We start from the raw sequence: 10,945 nt of genomic DNA, 5'->3' as shown, positions 1-10,945 counted from the left end.
AGCTAAAGTTCTGAGCTAATTTTTTTAGCTTTGAATTGAAAAGGGCGCTTCGGCGCCCTTTTTGCTGCCTGCTATTTAGCAACAGACATATTTATTCGTGATTTTGCGGACCATCCCGCAACAGCTTTACAGTTTGTGCTATTGTAATCATAACCATTCTCATTTACACTTTTGCGCATAAATTGAACGGGAGTGATCATGTACGTTTGTTTGTGTAATGGTGTGAGTGACAAAAAGATTCGCCAGGCTGTACGCCAGTTTCACCCTCAATCCTTTCAACAGCTTCGCAAGTTTGTTCCTGTAGGAAACCAATGTGGTAAGTGCATCCGCGCAGCGCGAGAAATTATGCAGGATGAGCTTACACAGATCCCGGAATATAAAGAGATCGCCTGAGGCGCTATCTTTTTTTTGACATCCCTGTAGCCCCATCTACGCTTCAATGAGTGGAAGCGGAGGGACTACATAATGAAAGGTGATGTTAAAATCATAAACTATCTCAATAAATTATTGGGAAATGAGCTTGTCGCAATAAACCAGTATTTTCTCCACGCGCGTATGTTCAAGAACTGGGGACTGACGCGGCTGAATGATGTCGAATACCATGAATCCATCGATGAAATGAAACACGCGGATAAGTACATCGAGCGTATTTTGTTCCTTGAAGGGATTCCGAACCTGCAAGATTTAGGCAAGCTCGGGATTGGTGAAGATGTGGAAGAGATGCTGCAATCTGATCTGAGGCTGGAGTTGGAAGGCGCGAAAGATTTGCGTGAAGCGATCGCCTACGCTGACAGTGTCCATGATTATGTCAGTCGCGATATGATGATCACTATTCTGGCCGAAGAAGAACATCACATCGACTGGCTGGAAACCGAGCTTGATCTGATCGGTAAAATCGGGGTGCAGAACTACCTGCAGTCGCAAATCAAAGTTGAAGATTAACCCAGCCCCATGGTGTGATACCCAATCAGCAAACCCGCTGCTGCCAGAAATGGCCCGAAAGGCAGCGGGTTTTTTAGTGCCTGTAATCTGCGACTCAAGCATGCTTTCGTTACCACCGCGCATCCTGCCAGCAGGGCCGCGAGAAACACCAGCATAGGTAAACTTTGCCAGCCATGCCAGGCTCCCAGAGCAGCCAGAAATTTGATATCACCATAGCCAAGTCCCTCCTGATGACGTACGAAACGGTAACCCCAATAGATCAGCGCAAAGCCTGCGTAGCCTGCAATCGCGCCGATAACCGCGTTTGCTAAAAAAGGTGGGCGTAAGGTGCAATGCCAGAGTAACCCCGTCCATAAAAGGGGGCAGGTGAATCTGTCTGGCAGCAGGCCCGTACGCATATCACAGCGGATAAGAACCAAATTCATCGCCAGGTGAATAGAAAGAAAAATCAGCATATTGTCCCTGTTTGAAATAGAGCTATGTGAAGTCGAGGGTGCCGGGGCATAGGAAAAAAAGAAAACGCGTAATTGTGATATTGCGTAGCCGTTTGCGAAGATTTGTGCGGTGCTGTTGCATTCGCAACCGACCTCCGGAACCCGCACGCAAGACTGCTTAATTTCTACACTGCACTTGCGTCGCGGCTGGATTTGCGTATAATGCGCGGGCCTGTCGTAAATGACGGCTGGTTCAATCTGAACCATGGCGGTGTGGTTTAACCGCTAACAATGCCCCCGATTGGGGGGCTACGTAAGAACGATTACACTCCCCCATCAATCGTAATGGGTGTGAGGAGTAATTATTTTCGTCTATAAATAATTGGAGCTCTGGTCTCATGCAGAACCAAAGAATCCGTATCCGCTTGAAAGCGTTTGATCATCGTCTGATCGATCAATCAACCGCCGAAATCGTCGAGACTGCGAAGCGTACTGGTGCGCAAGTTCGTGGTCCGATCCCGCTGCCGACCCGCAAAGAGCGCTTTACCGTTCTGATCTCCCCGCACGTCAACAAAGACGCGCGTGATCAGTACGAAATCCGCACTCACAAGCGTCTGGTTGACATCGTTGAGCCAACCGAGAAAACCGTTGATGCTCTGATGCGTCTGGATCTGGCTGCCGGTGTAGACGTGCAGATCAGCCTGGGTTGATCAGGTCATCGAGCGATTGAGAGGTTGAAACAATGATTGGTTTAGTCGGTAAAAAAGTGGGCATGACCCGCATCTTCACTGAAGATGGCGTATCTATCCCAGTAACCGTAATCGAAGTTGAAGCAAACCGCGTTACTCAGGTTAAAGATCTGGCTAACGATGGCTACCGCGCTATCCAGGTTACCACCGGTGCTAAAAAAGCTAACCGTGTAACCAAGCCGGAAGCTGGTCACTTCGCTAAAGCTGGCGTTGAAGCTGGCCGTGGTCTGTGGGAATTCCGTCTTGCTGACGGCGAAGAATTCACCGTAGGTCAGAACATTAGCGTTGAGCTGTTTGCTGAAGTTAAAAAAGTTGACGTAACTGGCACCTCTAAAGGTAAAGGTTTCGCAGGTACCGTTAAGCGCTGGAACTTCCGTACCCAGGACGCTACTCACGGTAACTCCCTGTCTCACCGCGTTCCGGGTTCCATCGGTCAGAACCAGACTCCGGGCAAAGTGTTCAAGGGCAAGAAAATGGCAGGTCAGCTGGGTAATGAGCGCGTAACCGTTCAGAGCCTGGACGTAGTACGTGTTGACGCTGAGCGCAACCTGCTGCTGGTTAAAGGTGCTGTCCCGGGTGCAACCGGTAGCGACCTGATCGTTAAACCAGCTGTGAAGGCGTGAGGAGATAGCAATGGAATTAGTATTGAAAGACGCGCAGAGCGCGCTGACTGTTTCCGAAACTACCTTCGGTCGTGACTTTAACGAAGCGCTGGTACACCAGGTTGTTGTTGCTTATGCAGCTGGTGCTCGTCAGGGCACTCGTGCTCAGAAGACCCGTGCTGAAGTAACTGGTTCCGGTAAAAAACCGTGGCGCCAGAAAGGCACCGGCCGCGCTCGTTCTGGTTCTATCAAGAGCCCGATCTGGCGTTCTGGTGGCGTGACCTTCGCTGCGCGTCCGCAGGACCACAGTCAAAAAGTTAACAAAAAGATGTACCGCGGCGCGCTGAAAAGCATCCTGTCCGAACTGGTACGTCAGGATCGTCTGATCGTTGTCGAGCAGTTCTCTGTTGAAGCACCGAAAACCAAGCTGCTGGCTCAGAAACTGAAAGACATGGCTCTGGAAGATGTGCTGATCATCACCGGTGAGCTGGACGAGAACCTGTTCCTGGCCGCGCGCAACCTGCACAAGGTTGATGTTCGCGACGCGACTGGTATCGACCCGGTTAGCCTGATCGCCTTCGACAAAGTCGTAATGACTGCTGATGCTGTTAAGCAAGTTGAGGAGATGCTGGCATGATTCGTGAAGAACGTCTGCTGAAGGTGCTGCGTGCACCGCACGTTTCTGAAAAAGCGTCTACTGCGATGGAAAAAACAAACACCATCGTTCTCAAAGTTGCTAAAGACGCGACCAAAGCAGAAATCAAAGCTGCTGTGCAGAAACTGTTTGAAGTCGAAGTCGAAGTCGTTAACACCCTGGTAGTTAAAGGGAAAGTTAAACGTCACGGACAGCGTATCGGTCGTCGTAGCGACTGGAAAAAAGCTTACGTCACCCTGAAAGAAGGCCAGAATCTGGACTTCGTCGGCGGCGCTGAGTAAGTCGGAGGAGTAATACAATGGCAGTTGTTAAATGTAAACCGACATCTCCGGGTCGTCGCCACGTAGTTAAAGTGGTTAACCCTGAGCTGCACAAGGGCAAACCGTTTGCTCCGTTGCTGGAAAAAAACAGCAAATCCGGTGGTCGTAACAACAATGGCCGTATCACCACTCGTCATATCGGTGGTGGCCACAAGCAGGCTTACCGTATTGTTGACTTCAAACGCAACAAAGATGGTATCCCGGCAGTTGTTGAACGTCTTGAGTACGATCCGAACCGTTCCGCGAACATCGCGCTGGTTCTGTACAAAGACGGCGAACGCCGTTACATCCTGGCCCCGAAAGGCCTGAAAGCTGGCGACCAGATTCAGTCTGGCGTTGATGCTGCAATCAAAGCAGGCAACACCCTGCCGATGCGCAATATCCCGGTTGGTTCTACCGTTCATAACGTAGAAATGAAACCAGGTAAAGGCGGTCAGCTGGCTCGTTCCGCTGGTACTTACGTTCAGATCGTTGCTCGTGATGGTGCTTATGTCACCCTGCGTCTGCGTTCTGGTGAAATGCGTAAAGTCGAAGCAGAATGCCGCGCTACTCTGGGCGAAGTTGGCAATGCTGAGCATATGCTGCGCGTTCTGGGTAAAGCAGGTGCTGCACGCTGGCGTGGTGTTCGTCCGACCGTTCGCGGTACCGCGATGAACCCAGTCGATCACCCACATGGTGGTGGTGAAGGTCGTAACTTTGGTAAGCACCCGGTATCCCCGTGGGGCCTGCAGACCAAAGGTAAGAAGACCCGCAGCAACAAGCGTACTGATAAATTCATCGTACGTCGCCGTAGCAAATAATTTTAGAGGATAAGCCATGCCACGTTCTCTCAAGAAAGGTCCTTTTATTGACCTGCACTTGCTGAAGAAGGTAGAGAAAGCGGTGGAAAGCGGAGACAAGAAGCCCCTGCGCACTTGGTCCCGTCGTTCAACGATCTTTCCTAACATGATCGGTTTGACCATCGCTGTCCATAATGGTCGTCAGCACGTTCCGGTATTTGTTTCCGACGAAATGGTCGGTCACAAACTGGGTGAATTCGCACCGACTCGTACTTATCGCGGCCATGCTGCTGATAAAAAAGCGAAGAAGAAATAAGGTAGGAGGAAGAGATGGAAACTTTAGCTCAACATCGCCATGCTCGTTCTTCTGCTCAGAAGGTTCGCCTTGTTGCTGACCTGATTCGCGGTAAGAAAGTGTCGCAGGCGCTGGATATTCTGACCTACACCAATAAGAAAGCGGCTGTACTGGTCAAGAAGGTTCTGGAATCTGCCATTGCTAACGCTGAACACAACGATGGCGCTGACATTGACGATCTGAAAGTTGCGAAAATTTTCGTAGACGAAGGCCCGAGCATGAAGCGCATTATGCCGCGTGCAAAAGGTCGTGCAGATCGCATCCTGAAGCGCACCAGCCACATTACTGTGGTTGTGTCCGATCGCTGAGACTCTGGAGACTAGCAATGGGTCAGAAAGTACATCCTAATGGTATTCGCCTGGGTATTGTAAAACCATGGAACTCAACCTGGTTTGCGAACACCAAAGAATTCGCTGACAACCTGGACAGCGACTTTAAAGTACGTCAGTACCTGACTAAGGAACTGGCTAAAGCGTCTGTATCTCGTATCGTTATCGAGCGTCCGGCTAAAAGCATTCGTGTGACTATTCACACTGCTCGCCCGGGTATCGTTATCGGTAAGAAAGGTGAAGACGTTGAAAAACTGCGCAAGGTCGTAGCGGATATCGCTGGCGTTCCTGCTCAGATCAATATCGCCGAAGTTCGTAAACCTGAACTGGACGCAAAATTGGTTGCTGACAGCATCACTTCTCAGCTGGAACGTCGTGTTATGTTCCGTCGTGCTATGAAGCGTGCTGTACAGAACGCAATGCGTCTGGGCGCTAAAGGTATCAAAGTTGAAGTTAGCGGCCGTCTGGGCGGCGCTGAGATCGCACGTACCGAATGGTATCGTGAGGGTCGCGTTCCGCTGCACACTCTGCGTGCTGACATCGACTACAACACCTCTGAAGCGCACACCACTTACGGTGTAATCGGCGTAAAAGTGTGGATCTTCAAAGGTGAGATCCTTGGTGGTATGGCTGCAGTTGAACAACCGGAAAAACCGGCTGCTCAACCTAAAAAGCAGCAGCGTAAAGGCCGTAAATAAGGAGCGTCGCTGATGTTACAACCAAAGCGTACAAAATTCCGTAAAGTGCACAAAGGCCGCAACCGTGGTCTCGCGCAGGGCACGGATGTGAGCTTCGGCACTTACGGTCTGAAAGCTGTTGGCCGTGGTCGTCTGACCGCTCGTCAGATCGAAGCAGCACGTCGTGCTATGACTCGTGCTGTTAAGCGTCAAGGTAAGATCTGGATCCGTGTATTCCCGGACAAACCGATCACCGAGAAGCCGCTGGAAGTTCGTATGGGTAAAGGTAAAGGTAACGTGGAGTATTGGGTTGCCTTGATTCAGCCGGGTAAAGTCCTGTATGAAATGGACGGCGTTCCGGAAGAGCTGGCCCGTGAAGCCTTCGAGCTGGCAGCAGCAAAACTGCCGATTAAAACCACCTTTGTAACTAAGACGGTGATGTAATGAAAGCAAAAGAGCTGCGTGAAAAGAGCGTTGAAGAGCTGAACACCGAGCTGCTTAACCTGCTGCGCGAGCAGTTCAACCTGCGTATGCAGGCGGCAAGTGGCCAGCTGCAACAGACTCACCTGTTGAAGCAAGTGCGTCGTGATGTCGCACGCGTTAAGACTTTACTGACTGAGAAGGCGGGTGCGTAATGACCGATAAAATCCGTACTCTGCAAGGTCGTGTTGTTAGCGACAAAATGGAGAAATCCATTGTTGTAGCTATCGAACGTTTCGTGAAACACCCGATCTACGGTAAATTCATTAAACGTACGACCAAACTGCACGTACACGACGAGAACAACGAATGCGGTACCGGCGACGTGGTTGAAATCCGCGAATGCCGTCCGTTGTCCAAGACTAAGTCCTGGACGCTGGTTCGCGTTGTAGAGAAAGCTGTTCTGTAATACAGTACGCGTTCTCTAACGAATAAACGGCTCAGCGATGGGCCGTTTATTTTTTCTACCCATATCAGGGAAGCGGTGTTATAATGCTGCGCCCCCGATATGGGGCTTTTTATCGACCCTGATTCTGGGGTCTTCAGTAGTAGTTGACATTAGCGGAGCACTGAAATGATCCAAGAACAGACTATGCTGAACGTCGCCGACAACTCCGGTGCACGTCGCGTAATGTGTATCAAGGTTCTGGGTGGCTCGCACCGTCGCTACGCAGGCGTCGGCGACATCATCAAGATCACCATTAAAGAAGCAATTCCGCGTGGTAAGGTCAAAAAAGGTGATGTGCTGAAGGCGGTAGTGGTGCGCACCAAGAAGGGTGTTCGTCGCCCTGACGGTTCTGTCGTTCGCTTCGATGGCAATGCTTGTGTTCTTCTGAACAACAACAGCGAGCAGCCTATCGGTACGCGTATTTTTGGGCCGGTTACTCGTGAACTTCGTTCTGAGAAGTTTATGAAAATCATCTCTCTGGCACCAGAAGTACTCTAAGGAGCGAATCATGGCAGCTAAAATCCGTCGTGATGACGAAGTTATCGTGTTAACCGGTAAAGATAAAGGTAAGCGCGGTAAAGTAAAAAATGTCCTGTCTTCCGGCAAGATCATTGTTGAAGGTATCAACCTGGTTAAAAAACATCAGAAGCCGGTTCCGGCCCTGAACCAACCAGGCGGCATCGTTGAAAAAGAAGCTGCTATTCAGGTTTCTAACGTTGCAATCTTCAATGCGGCAACCGGCAAGGCTGACCGTGTAGGCTTTAGATTCGAAGACGGCAAAAAAGTCCGTTTCTTCAAGTCTAACAGCGAAACTATCAAGTAATTTGGAGTAGTACGATGGCGAAACTGCATGATTACTACAAAGACGAAGTAGTTAAAAAACTCATGACTGAGTTTAACTACAATTCTGTCATGCAAGTCCCTCGGGTCGAGAAGATCACCCTGAATATGGGTGTTGGTGAAGCGATCGCTGACAAGAAACTGCTGGATAACGCAGCAGCTGACCTGGCAGCAATCTCCGGTCAAAAACCGTTGATCACCAAAGCGCGCAAATCTGTTGCGGGCTTCAAAATCCGTCAGGGCTATCCGATCGGCTGTAAAGTGACTCTGCGTGGCGAACGCATGTGGGAGTTCTTTGAGCGCCTGATCACTATTGCTGTACCGCGTATCCGTGACTTCCGTGGCTTGTCCGCTAAGTCTTTCGACGGTCGTGGTAACTACAGCATGGGTGTCCGTGAGCAGATCATCTTCCCAGAAATCGACTACGATAAAGTCGACCGCGTGCGTGGTTTGGATATTACCATTACCACTACTGCGAAATCTGACGAAGAAGGCCGTGCTCTGCTGGCTGCCTTTGACTTCCCGTTCCGCAAGTAAGGTAGGGTTACTTCATGGCTAAGCAATCTATGAAAGCACGCGAAGTTAAACGCGTAGCTTTAGCTGAAAAATACTTCGCGAAACGCGCTGAACTGAAAGCGATCATTTCTGATGTGAACGCTTCCGACGAAGATCGTTGGAACGCTGTTCTCAAGCTGCAGAGTCTGCCGCGTGATTCCAGCCCGTCTCGTCAGCGTAACCGCTGCCGTCAAACTGGTCGTCCGCATGGTTTCCTGCGGAAGTTCGGGTTGAGCCGTATCAAGGTCCGTGAATCCGCTATGCGCGGTGAAATCCCGGGTCTGAAAAAGGCTAGCTGGTAATTGTCACCAATTGAATCACGGGAGTAAAGACAGATGAGCATGCAAGATCCGATCGCGGATATGCTGACCCGTATCCGTAACGGTCAGGCCGCGAACAAAGCTGCGGTCACCATGCCTTCCTCCAAGCTGAAAGTGGCAATTGCCAACGTGCTGAAGGAAGAAGGTTTTATTGAAGATTTCAAAATTGAAGGCGACATCAAGCCGGAACTGGAAGTGACTCTCAAATACTTCCAGGGTAAAGCTGTGGTAGAAAGCATTCAGCGTATCAGCCGCCCTGGTCTGCGCATCTATAAGAAAAAAGATGAGCTGCCGAAAGTTATGGGTGGTATGGGTGTCGCAGTTGTTTCTACCTCAAAAGGTGTTATGACTGATCGTGCAGCGCGCCAGGCTGGTCTTGGTGGCGAAATTATCTGCTACGTAGCCTAATCGGAGGAAAAAATGTCTCGTGTTGCTAAAGCACCGGTCGTTATTCCTGCCGGCGTTGACGTAAAAATCAACGGTCAGGTTATTACGATCAAAGGTAAAAACGGCGAGCTGACTCGTACCCTTAACGATGCTGTTGAAGTTAACCATGCAGACAATGTTCTGACCTTCGGTCCGCGTGATGGTTACGCGAACGCTTGGGCTCAGGCTGGTACCGCGCGTGCCCTGCTGAACTCAATGGTTATCGGTGTTACCGAAGGCTTCACCAAGAAGCTGCAGCTGGTTGGTGTAGGTTATCGTGCAGCGGTTAAAGGGAATGTTGTAAACCTGGCACTGGGTTTCTCTCATCCTGTTGACCATCAACTGCCGGCGGGTATCACTGCTGAATGTCCGACTCAAACTGAAATCGTGCTGAAAGGCGCTGATAAACAGGTTATCGGCCAGGTTGCAGCTGATTTGCGCGCCTACCGTCGTCCTGAGCCTTACAAAGGCAAGGGTGTTCGTTACGCCGACGAAGTCGTGCGTACCAAAGAGGCTAAGAAGAAGTAAGGTAACACTATGGATAAGAAATCTGCTCGTATCCGTCGTGCGACCCGCGCACGCCGCAAGCTCAAAGAGCTTGGTGCGACCCGCCTGGTGGTACATCGTACCCCGCGTCATATTTACGCCCAGGTAATCGCATCGAATGGTTCTGAAGTTCTGGTAGCTGCTTCTACTGTAGAAAAAGCTATCGCGGAACAACTGAAGTACACCGGTAACAAAGACGCGGCCGCAGCTGTGGGTAAAGCTGTAGCTGAACGCGCTCTGGAAAAAGGCATTAAAGATGTGTCCTTTGACCGTTCCGGGTTCCAATATCATGGTCGCGTCCAGGCACTGGCAGATGCTGCTCGTGAAGCTGGCCTTCAGTTCTAAGGTAGAGGTGTAAGATGGCTCACATCGAAAAACAAGCTGGCGAACTGCAGGAAAAGCTGATCGCGGTAAACCGCGTATCTAAAACCGTAAAGGGTGGTCGTATTTTCTCCTTCACAGCTCTTGTGACTGTAGGGGATGGTAATGGCCGCGTCGGTTTTGGTTACGGTAAAGCTCGCGAAGTTCCGGCAGCGATCCAGAAAGCGATGGAAAAAGCCCGTCGCAATATGATTAACGTCGCGCTGAATCACGGCACCCTGCAGCACCCGGTTAAAGGTGTTCACACGGGTTCTCGTGTCTTCATGCAGCCGGCTTCCGAAGGTACCGGTATCATCGCCGGTGGTGCAATGCGCGCCGTTCTGGAAGTCGCTGGGGTTCATAACGTACTGGCTAAAGCATATGGTTCCACTAACCCGATTAACGTGGTTCGTGCAACTATTGATGGCCTGGCGAATATGAAGTCCCCGGAAATGGTCGCTGCCAAGCGTGGTAAATCCGTTGAAGAAATTCTGGGGTAATTGACCATGGCAAAGACTATTAAAATCACTCAAACCCGCAGTGCAATCGGTCGTCTGCCGAAACACAAGGCAACGCTGCTTGGCCTGGGTCTGCGTCGTATTGGTCATACTGTTGAACGTGAGGATACTCCTGCGGTTCGTGGTATGGTCAACGCGGTTTCCTTCATGGTTAAAGTTGAGGAGTAAGAGATGCGTTTAAATACTCTGTCTCCGGCCGAAGGCTCCAAAAAGGCGGGTAAACGCCTGGGTCGTGGTATCGGTTCTGGCCTCGGTAAAACCGGTGGTCGTGGTCACAAAGGTCAGAAATCTCGTTCTGGCGGTGGCGTACGTCGCGGTTTCGAGGGCGGTCAGATGCCTCTGTATCGTCGTCTGCCGAAATTCGGTTTCACTTCTCGTAAAGCAATGATCACGGCAGAAATTCGTCTGTCAGATCTGGCTAAAGTAGAAGGCGACGTAGTAGACCTGAACACGCTGAAAGCGGCTAACATTATCGGCATCCAGATCGAGTTCGCGAAAGTGATCCTGGCTGGTGAAGTTGCTCGTCCGGTAACTGTTCGTGGCCTGCGCGTGTCGAAAGGCGCTCGTGCTGCTATCGAAGCTGCTGGCGGTAAAATTGAGGAATAAGTAG

Annotated in this window: 24 protein-coding genes; 23 read left to right on the top strand and 1 reads right to left on the bottom strand. The window is 50.6% G+C overall.

The genetic code is table 11. From position 1 onward, the window contains the following. The first annotated feature begins 198 nt into the window (after positions 1-198). Positions 199-393: a bacterioferritin-associated ferredoxin gene (gene bfd, locus ACQ3G7_RS24415; RefSeq protein WP_061706976.1), complete on the top strand. Its 195-nt coding sequence runs from the start codon at positions 199-201 to the stop codon at positions 391-393. Between the two features lie 72 nt (positions 394-465). Then, complete coding sequence (gene bfr, locus ACQ3G7_RS24410; protein ID WP_430892936.1) at positions 466-942, top strand: bacterioferritin; 477 nt, start codon at positions 466-468, stop codon at positions 940-942. On the opposite strand, the gene ACQ3G7_RS24405 is transcribed toward bfr, so the two are convergent. Continuing rightward, a complete protein-coding gene (locus tag ACQ3G7_RS24405) occupies positions 939-1,397 on the bottom strand; it encodes a prepilin peptidase (RefSeq protein WP_430892940.1) in 459 nt (152 codons plus the stop codon). The genes bfr and ACQ3G7_RS24405 overlap by 4 nt on opposite strands. Positions 1,398-1,774: 377 nt before the next feature. Here ACQ3G7_RS24405 and rpsJ point away from each other — a divergent pair, with 377 nt between their 5' ends. The 21 genes from rpsJ (at position 1,775) to rplO (ending at position 10,941) form a co-directional block, all read left to right on the top strand. Next, positions 1,775-2,086, top strand: a complete 312-nt coding sequence (gene rpsJ, locus ACQ3G7_RS24400) for a 30S ribosomal protein S10 (RefSeq protein WP_001181005.1) — start codon at positions 1,775-1,777, stop codon at positions 2,084-2,086. A 32-nt stretch (positions 2,087-2,118) separates the two neighbouring features. Then, a complete protein-coding gene (gene rplC, locus ACQ3G7_RS24395; protein WP_061492925.1) occupies positions 2,119-2,748 on the top strand; it encodes a 50S ribosomal protein L3 in 630 nt (209 codons plus the stop codon). A gap of 10 nt (positions 2,749-2,758) precedes the next feature. Then, a complete protein-coding gene (rplD, locus tag ACQ3G7_RS24390) occupies positions 2,759-3,364 on the top strand; it encodes a 50S ribosomal protein L4 (RefSeq protein ID WP_007369811.1) in 606 nt (201 codons plus the stop codon). After that, a complete protein-coding gene (gene rplW / locus ACQ3G7_RS24385; protein WP_000617546.1) occupies positions 3,361-3,663 on the top strand; it encodes a 50S ribosomal protein L23 in 303 nt (100 codons plus the stop codon). Before rplD ends, rplW begins: the two co-directional genes overlap by 4 nt. 17 nt (positions 3,664-3,680) lie before the next feature. Further along, positions 3,681-4,502: a 50S ribosomal protein L2 gene (gene rplB, locus ACQ3G7_RS24380; protein WP_061492926.1), complete on the top strand. Its 822-nt coding sequence runs from the start codon at positions 3,681-3,683 to the stop codon at positions 4,500-4,502. A gap of 16 nt (positions 4,503-4,518) precedes the next feature. Further along, entirely contained in the window at positions 4,519-4,797 is a 279-nt protein-coding gene (rpsS, locus tag ACQ3G7_RS24375) for a 30S ribosomal protein S19 (RefSeq protein WP_001138115.1), read from the top strand. A 14-nt stretch (positions 4,798-4,811) separates the two neighbouring features. Beyond that, entirely contained in the window at positions 4,812-5,144 is a 333-nt protein-coding gene (gene rplV / locus ACQ3G7_RS24370; RefSeq protein WP_002919773.1) for a 50S ribosomal protein L22, read from the top strand. A 17-nt stretch (positions 5,145-5,161) separates the two neighbouring features. Continuing rightward, positions 5,162-5,863 (top strand): 30S ribosomal protein S3, encoded by a 702-nt coding sequence (gene rpsC / locus ACQ3G7_RS24365; protein WP_000529945.1) that lies wholly within the window; start codon positions 5,162-5,164, stop codon positions 5,861-5,863. 12 nt (positions 5,864-5,875) lie between these two features. Further along, a complete protein-coding gene (rplP, locus tag ACQ3G7_RS24360; RefSeq protein WP_007369814.1) occupies positions 5,876-6,286 on the top strand; it encodes a 50S ribosomal protein L16 in 411 nt (136 codons plus the stop codon). Beyond that, positions 6,286-6,477, top strand: a complete 192-nt coding sequence (rpmC, locus tag ACQ3G7_RS24355) for a 50S ribosomal protein L29 (RefSeq protein ID WP_004388609.1) — start codon at positions 6,286-6,288, stop codon at positions 6,475-6,477. Before rplP ends, rpmC begins: the two co-directional genes overlap by 1 nt. Beyond that, on the top strand, positions 6,477-6,731 hold the full coding sequence (gene rpsQ / locus ACQ3G7_RS24350; protein WP_003031120.1) for a 30S ribosomal protein S17: 255 nt from the start codon (positions 6,477-6,479) through the stop codon (positions 6,729-6,731). Before rpmC ends, rpsQ begins: the two co-directional genes overlap by 1 nt. 165 nt (positions 6,732-6,896) lie before the next feature. Continuing rightward, positions 6,897-7,268, top strand: coding sequence for a 50S ribosomal protein L14 (gene rplN / locus ACQ3G7_RS24345; protein WP_004388611.1), 372 nt, complete (start codon positions 6,897-6,899; stop codon positions 7,266-7,268). A 10-nt stretch (positions 7,269-7,278) separates the two neighbouring features. Then, positions 7,279-7,593: a 50S ribosomal protein L24 gene (gene rplX / locus ACQ3G7_RS24340; protein WP_007369816.1), complete on the top strand. Its 315-nt coding sequence runs from the start codon at positions 7,279-7,281 to the stop codon at positions 7,591-7,593. 14 nt (positions 7,594-7,607) lie between these two features. Then, positions 7,608-8,147, top strand: a complete 540-nt coding sequence (gene rplE, locus ACQ3G7_RS24335) for a 50S ribosomal protein L5 (RefSeq protein ID WP_001096200.1) — start codon at positions 7,608-7,610, stop codon at positions 8,145-8,147. Positions 8,148-8,161: 14 nt separating this feature from the next. Beyond that, positions 8,162-8,467, top strand: a complete 306-nt coding sequence (gene rpsN / locus ACQ3G7_RS24330) for a 30S ribosomal protein S14 (RefSeq protein WP_007369817.1) — start codon at positions 8,162-8,164, stop codon at positions 8,465-8,467. 33 nt (positions 8,468-8,500) lie between these two features. Beyond that, a complete protein-coding gene (rpsH, locus tag ACQ3G7_RS24325) occupies positions 8,501-8,893 on the top strand; it encodes a 30S ribosomal protein S8 (RefSeq protein ID WP_061492927.1) in 393 nt (130 codons plus the stop codon). Between the two features lie 12 nt (positions 8,894-8,905). After that, positions 8,906-9,439 (top strand): 50S ribosomal protein L6, encoded by a 534-nt coding sequence (gene rplF, locus ACQ3G7_RS24320; protein ID WP_263099088.1) that lies wholly within the window; start codon positions 8,906-8,908, stop codon positions 9,437-9,439. A 9-nt stretch (positions 9,440-9,448) separates the two neighbouring features. Continuing rightward, complete coding sequence (rplR, locus tag ACQ3G7_RS24315) at positions 9,449-9,802, top strand: 50S ribosomal protein L18 (protein ID WP_007369820.1); 354 nt, start codon at positions 9,449-9,451, stop codon at positions 9,800-9,802. Positions 9,803-9,816: 14 nt separating this feature from the next. Further along, positions 9,817-10,317 carry a 30S ribosomal protein S5 gene (gene rpsE / locus ACQ3G7_RS24310; RefSeq protein WP_061492929.1) on the top strand — a complete coding sequence of 167 codons (501 nt, stop codon included), beginning with the start codon at positions 9,817-9,819 and terminating at the stop codon, positions 10,315-10,317. A 6-nt stretch (positions 10,318-10,323) separates the two neighbouring features. Next, positions 10,324-10,503, top strand: a complete 180-nt coding sequence (rpmD, locus tag ACQ3G7_RS24305) for a 50S ribosomal protein L30 (RefSeq protein ID WP_001140434.1) — start codon at positions 10,324-10,326, stop codon at positions 10,501-10,503. A gap of 3 nt (positions 10,504-10,506) precedes the next feature. Continuing rightward, entirely contained in the window at positions 10,507-10,941 is a 435-nt protein-coding gene (gene rplO, locus ACQ3G7_RS24300; protein WP_061492930.1) for a 50S ribosomal protein L15, read from the top strand. The last annotated feature ends 4 nt before the right edge of the window (positions 10,942-10,945 follow it).

The organism is Kosakonia sp. N21 (assembly GCF_050587465.1).
Lineage (GTDB): Bacteria > Pseudomonadota > Gammaproteobacteria > Enterobacterales > Enterobacteriaceae.
The sequence above is the reverse complement of the archived record's forward strand: the minus strand, read 5'-3'. Positions and strand labels throughout refer to the sequence as shown.

Bases quoted from the DNA above. Each gene is read 5' to 3' on its own strand.
- bfr (WP_430892936.1), top strand. From the start codon at position 466: ATGAAAGGTGATGTTAAAATCATAAACTATCTCAATAAATTATTGGGA.
- rpsN (WP_007369817.1), top strand. From the start codon at position 8,162: ATGGCTAAGCAATCTATGAAAGCACGCGAAGTTAAACGCGTAGCTTTA.
- rplD (WP_007369811.1), top strand. From the start codon at position 2,759: ATGGAATTAGTATTGAAAGACGCGCAGAGCGCGCTGACTGTTTCCGAA.
- rplB (WP_061492926.1), top strand. From the start codon at position 3,681: ATGGCAGTTGTTAAATGTAAACCGACATCTCCGGGTCGTCGCCACGTA.
- rplP (WP_007369814.1), top strand. From the start codon at position 5,876: ATGTTACAACCAAAGCGTACAAAATTCCGTAAAGTGCACAAAGGCCGC.
- ACQ3G7_RS24405 (WP_430892940.1), bottom strand. From the start codon at position 1,397: ATGCTGATTTTTCTTTCTATTCACCTGGCGATGAATTTGGTTCTTATC.
- bfd (WP_061706976.1), top strand. From the start codon at position 199: ATGTACGTTTGTTTGTGTAATGGTGTGAGTGACAAAAAGATTCGCCAG.
- rpsS (WP_001138115.1), top strand. From the start codon at position 4,519: ATGCCACGTTCTCTCAAGAAAGGTCCTTTTATTGACCTGCACTTGCTG.
- rplF (WP_263099088.1), top strand. From the start codon at position 8,906: ATGTCTCGTGTTGCTAAAGCACCGGTCGTTATTCCTGCCGGCGTTGAC.
- rplE (WP_001096200.1), top strand. From the start codon at position 7,608: ATGGCGAAACTGCATGATTACTACAAAGACGAAGTAGTTAAAAAACTC.
- rplO (WP_061492930.1), top strand. From the start codon at position 10,507: ATGCGTTTAAATACTCTGTCTCCGGCCGAAGGCTCCAAAAAGGCGGGT.
- rpsC (WP_000529945.1), top strand. From the start codon at position 5,162: ATGGGTCAGAAAGTACATCCTAATGGTATTCGCCTGGGTATTGTAAAA.
- rpmD (WP_001140434.1), top strand. From the start codon at position 10,324: ATGGCAAAGACTATTAAAATCACTCAAACCCGCAGTGCAATCGGTCGT.
- rpsJ (WP_001181005.1), top strand. From the start codon at position 1,775: ATGCAGAACCAAAGAATCCGTATCCGCTTGAAAGCGTTTGATCATCGT.
- rpsH (WP_061492927.1), top strand. From the start codon at position 8,501: ATGAGCATGCAAGATCCGATCGCGGATATGCTGACCCGTATCCGTAAC.
- rplV (WP_002919773.1), top strand. From the start codon at position 4,812: ATGGAAACTTTAGCTCAACATCGCCATGCTCGTTCTTCTGCTCAGAAG.
- rpmC (WP_004388609.1), top strand. From the start codon at position 6,286: ATGAAAGCAAAAGAGCTGCGTGAAAAGAGCGTTGAAGAGCTGAACACC.
- rplW (WP_000617546.1), top strand. From the start codon at position 3,361: ATGATTCGTGAAGAACGTCTGCTGAAGGTGCTGCGTGCACCGCACGTT.
- rplX (WP_007369816.1), top strand. From the start codon at position 7,279: ATGGCAGCTAAAATCCGTCGTGATGACGAAGTTATCGTGTTAACCGGT.
- rpsQ (WP_003031120.1), top strand. From the start codon at position 6,477: ATGACCGATAAAATCCGTACTCTGCAAGGTCGTGTTGTTAGCGACAAA.
- rplR (WP_007369820.1), top strand. From the start codon at position 9,449: ATGGATAAGAAATCTGCTCGTATCCGTCGTGCGACCCGCGCACGCCGC.
- rpsE (WP_061492929.1), top strand. From the start codon at position 9,817: ATGGCTCACATCGAAAAACAAGCTGGCGAACTGCAGGAAAAGCTGATC.
- rplN (WP_004388611.1), top strand. From the start codon at position 6,897: ATGATCCAAGAACAGACTATGCTGAACGTCGCCGACAACTCCGGTGCA.
- rplC (WP_061492925.1), top strand. From the start codon at position 2,119: ATGATTGGTTTAGTCGGTAAAAAAGTGGGCATGACCCGCATCTTCACT.